The organism is Pseudoroseomonas cervicalis ATCC 49957 (genome assembly GCF_000164635.1).
Taxonomy (GTDB): Bacteria; Pseudomonadota; Alphaproteobacteria; order Acetobacterales; family Acetobacteraceae; genus Pseudoroseomonas; species Pseudoroseomonas cervicalis.
The window spans coordinates 855,837-860,203 of sequence record NZ_GG770778.1; the positions used below are offsets into that span (position 1 = coordinate 855,837).

The 4,367-nt window shown below is 71.2% G+C and carries 4 protein-coding genes; 1 reads left to right on the forward strand and 3 read right to left on the reverse strand.

Annotated features, from left to right (window positions below):
- Nucleotides 1–157 precede the first annotated feature (157 nt).
- A complete protein-coding gene (locus tag HMPREF0731_RS10925; RefSeq protein WP_007004178.1) occupies nt 158–556 on the forward strand; it encodes a RidA family protein in 399 nt (132 codons plus the stop codon).
- Nucleotides 557–598: 42 nt separating this feature from the next.
- Here the strand turns inward: HMPREF0731_RS10925 and HMPREF0731_RS23130 are convergent, their stop codons facing one another.
- From HMPREF0731_RS23130 to HMPREF0731_RS10940, 3 genes are all read right to left on the reverse strand, one after another.
- Nucleotides 599–3,364, reverse strand: a complete 2,766-nt coding sequence (locus tag HMPREF0731_RS23130) for a glycosyl hydrolase (protein WP_007004179.1) — start codon at nt 3,362–3,364, stop codon at nt 599–601.
- Nucleotides 3,365–3,449: 85 nt separating this feature from the next.
- Nucleotides 3,450–3,683 carry a hypothetical protein gene (locus HMPREF0731_RS10935; protein ID WP_007004180.1) on the reverse strand — a complete coding sequence of 78 codons (234 nt, stop codon included), beginning with the start codon at nt 3,681–3,683 and terminating at the stop codon, nt 3,450–3,452.
- Between the two features lie 46 nt (nt 3,684–3,729).
- The coding region (locus HMPREF0731_RS10940) for a S1C family serine protease (protein WP_007004181.1) at nt 3,730–4,367 on the reverse strand (638 nt) is incomplete at its 5' end.

Consider the following 4,367-nt stretch of genomic DNA (forward strand, 5'->3'; position numbering starts at 1 on the left):
GGCCTCGGCCTGGCCCTGGCGCGGCGGCCCGCCGGCTGAGCCGGGCGCCGCGTGGTTGACATACGCAGCGTATGTCCAATATGCGTTCACATACGCGGCGTATGTCATCACCCGTTCCAGGGGGTGGCGACGCCCCCCCCTGTGAAGGAATGCCCGCATGGCCCAACGCGACGCCCTCTTCCCGCCCGGCCGCCAGGCCCTCTACGACCAGAACCGCTACTCGGCGGCGATCCGCTCCGGTGACCTGCTCTTCGTCTCGGGCCAGGTCGGCAGCCGCGAGGATGGCTCGCCCGAGCCGGACTTCGCCCGGCAGGTGCAGCGCGCCTTCGACAATCTGGCCGCCGTGCTGAAGGTGGCCGGCGCCAGCTTCGACGACATCGTGGACATCACCACCTTCCACACCGACCCGGCGGCGCAGCTCGACACGGTGCTGGCGGTGAAGGACCGCTTCTTCCCGGCCGCGCCCTATCCGGCCTGGACGGCGGTCGGCGTCACCTGGCTGGCCGGCTTCGACTTCGAGATCAAGGCCATCATCCGCCTGCCGCAGCCCGGCTGAGGCGGGGGCGCGCCCGGCGGCCTGGGCCGCCGGGCCGCCGGATCAGCCCCAGGCGCCGTCCGCCTGGGCCGAGCGGCCCTCGAACAGCCCGGCCGTCAGGAAATGCTGCAGCGGGTTCACCCCCGCCGCCGCCACATCCGGATTGGCCGCCAGATAGGCGGTGGTGTCGAAGCGGGTGGAGGGGTCGCGCCCCTCGCGCCAGCCGCTGGCCATGTAATGCGCCAGCGGGTCCACCCCGGCCGCCCGCACATCGGCATAGGTCGCCAGATAGCCGGCGGTGTCGAAATAGGCGTTGGGGTCGCGTCCCTCGCGCCAGCCGGAGGCGCGGAAATGCGCGGCCGGATCCACCCCGGCGAAGCCGACATCCGGCTGCGACAGCAGGTAGTATTGCAGGTCGAGGCCGCCGCGGATGTCGTCGCCCACCGCCGCGTGGATGCGCCGCCCCTCCGCCGCGCCGAAGGCCAGGTAATGGGTCAGCGGCTCCAGCCCGGCGGCGGCCACGTCCGGGTTGTAGACCTTGTACATGCGCAGATCGAACTCGGCGGAGGGGTCGCGCCCCTCGGCGCTGCCGTTCTGCCGGAAATGCTCCAGCGGGTTCACCCCGGCCTGGCGCACATCGGCATTGGCCGAGCGGTAGCCGAGGGTGGAAAAATAGGCGCTCGGATCCTTGCCCTCCTGCCAGCCGAAGCTGCGGTAATGCGCCGCCGGGTCGACGCCGGCGGCATAGATGTCGCGATAGGTGGCGGCGTAGTGGATGCCATCCATCAGCGCGTCGCCATCCTGGTCGCGCAGCACGCCATCGGCGAAGACCAGCCGCAGCCGCGCGCCGCTCACCACCTCCTCGAAGCCCGGGCCGCGCAGGGTGACGAGGCTGCCGCGGCTGTCCACCTCCAGCCCCTGCAGGGCGCGGGTGAAGACATGCAGCCCGGGCTGGTTCACCCAGTCGGCCGCGGCCTGGCCGAAGGCCTCGGTGCGGGAGAGCGGCACCGGCCCCCACTCATTGGGCGAGGCGGCGACGCGGAAATCCATGCCGCTGGCCTGGTGATAGGCGCGGTCGTTGAACCAGACCACGCCCTTGACCTGCTCGAACCCGTCCAGCGTGCCGAAGGCGTCGCGGATCCATTGCGGCGCGCTGTTGCCGCCATAGCTGGGCGCGGTGCCGATCTCGCTGACCAGCACCGGCTTGTCCGGCGCCAGCGCCGCGACCTGCTGCAGGAAGGTGTTGTAGATCGTCTCCGCGCTGGTCCAGCCGGTGCCGTTCTGCGGGTCGTTGCCCCAGTTGTAGCCGGAGACGCCGATGAAATCGACATAGGCGTCGCCCGGATAGTAGTTGACCATGTGGCGCGAGGGCTCGGGCGTGGTGGGCGTGCCCTTGTAGTTCGGCGCCCAGACGAAGCGGGCATTCACCGCGCCCTCGGCGGCGAAGACATCGACGATGTGGCGCCAGGCGGCGACATAGGCGGCCGGGTCGTTGCCGTTCTGCGCCCCCGACCAGGGGTAGTAGTCGCCGTTGAACTCGTGGTCGACGCGCAGCAGCACCGTGTCGCCATAGGCCCTGATCTGGTTGGCCCAGCCGCGGATGTAGCTGTCCTGCGAGCCATTGGCGATCTGCGCCAGGGTCAGCCCGTAGCTCTCCCAGGTGATCAGCGGCACCGTGCCCTCGTTGCGGGCCTGCAGCGCCAGGTTGGGGTAGCCGGTGAAGCCCTGGGCGTTCCAGCTCACATAGTACATGACGATGTCGAGGTCGGTGCCGGTCTGCGCCTCGAAGGCGTTGATCACCGCCGCGTAGTCGTTCTGCGGGTTGAGATGGGCGCCGATCTGCTGGCCGACCGCCAGCACGTCCACCTCGTGCAACCCGCCGCCGCCCTGGTCCAGGCTGACCTTGGCGCCGTTGGCCAGGGTCACCACCACGCGGATGTCATGCGTGCCGACGCCGAGCAGCGCATCGGGGATCTCGGCGCTCCAGCCGCGCTGGAAGGCGTAGCCGCCGACCGCCGAGGCGACATCCGGCCGCGCCGTGAAGCTGGTGGAGGCGGCGGCCAGCCGGTCGTCCAGGAACACCTCGACCCGCACCGGCGCGGCATCGGCCACCACCCAGCCGGTCACCTCGATGCCGCCGCCGCGCGCGCTGGCCGCGGTGGCGCCCGGGGTCTCGATATAGCCGCGCGCATGCAGCCCGGCATCGATGAAGACGTCGCGCTCGGTGATCTCCTGCCGCGTGCCATCGGCCTGCACGCCCACCAGGGTCAGCCGGTGGTAGCCCTGCGCCTGGCCGGCCAGCGACACGGTGGCGCTGAAGCCAGCCCGCGATTCCTGGTATTCGGGGAAGGCGGCGGCGACGTCCGGCCGGGCGGCGACGCGCCAGGCGGCATTGCCCAGGTAGTGGCCGTCGAGCAGCACCTCCAGGCTGCGGAAGCCATCCTCGGCCAGCGCCCAGCCGGCCAGGCTCACCGTGCCCGCCGCCAGCAGGTCCGGCGTCTCGAAATGGCCGAGCTGCTCCATCCGGTCGATCACCAGCAGCCGCTCGGCGGTGCCGACCAGCTGCCCGGCGGCGTTGTAGGATTGCGCCCGCAGCGTCACCGGGCCTTCCGGCAGCAGATCGCTGTTGAAGTCGAAGATGAAGCCGGAATTCGGCACGTCCGGCCGCTGGGTGGGGTAGGCGGCGGTGCCCAGCAGCTGCCCGTTGGCGTAGATCCGCACCGAGCCCTGGCTGCCCGGCAGCTGGGCGAAGCCCACCAGGCTGACCACCCCGTCGACCCGCTGGCCATTGGTGGTGTTGTCGTCGAAATTGATCAGCGGGATGGACATGGCTGGACGCTCGCCGGGATTTTGAGACGAGGCTAGGCCAGCGGGCCGCCTCGTCACAAGGCCGGAATGATGGGCCGGCCCGGCGCTAGGAGCCGCGCCGGCCCAGCAGGCGCGCCGCGACCATCAGCACCACGCCCAGCAGGATGATGCCGGTGGTGGCGGGCGAATCCCGCAGCGCCTCGAACAGCGCCCGTGGCGCCCAGGCCAGGGAGTCGAACAGCTGGCGCGGCAGCCAGAGCAGCGCGTCCCACCCCACCACGCTGGCGGCGATGCCGAGCGCCACCAGCAGCACGCCGATCGACCACAATCGCGCCGACATCACCCCTCCCGGTCCCGGCGCCGGCCGTCCCGCCCGCGCGCGCGCCTCATGACTTGGTGCAGATCACCGGCATGACCAAGGGCGAGACCTCGCGCGCGATCTGCCGCAGGTCGGTCACCGGGCCAGGCGGCGCGCGCTCGGTCTCGACGCCGTTCTCCAGCAGGAAGCTCTCCACCACCTGGCCGCGAATGGCGTAGTTCAGCGATTGCGGCACCGCCCCCGTCACCTGGCTGAAGGCCGTGGTGGTCAGGGTGGAGACGGCGACGCCGATCACCAGCCCGCTATCGTCCACCACCGGCCCGCCGCTGTTGCCGGGCTGGATGGCGGCGTTGACCTGGAACTGCATCGGGTTGTCGCGCAGCCCGGCCAGCGCCGTCACGATGCCCTCGGTGATGTTCAGCGAGCGTGAGACCAGGTCGTAGAACGGGTAGCCGAAGGCGCGCACCCGCTCGCCATGGTCGATGGTCTGGTCGCGGCGGAAGCGCAGCTCGGCCGGGAAGCTCTTGTTCACCTGCAGCAGCGCCAGGTCGCGCCGCTCATCGGCGGCGCGCACCACCACCGGCTCGCCGGTCGGCAGGGCGAGCGAGGCGCAGCCCTTCACCACATGCGCGTTGGTCACCAGCATGCCGCTGCGCCGCACCACGAAGCCGGTGCCGGAGCTGGTGCGTGCCTGCTGGCGCGGCG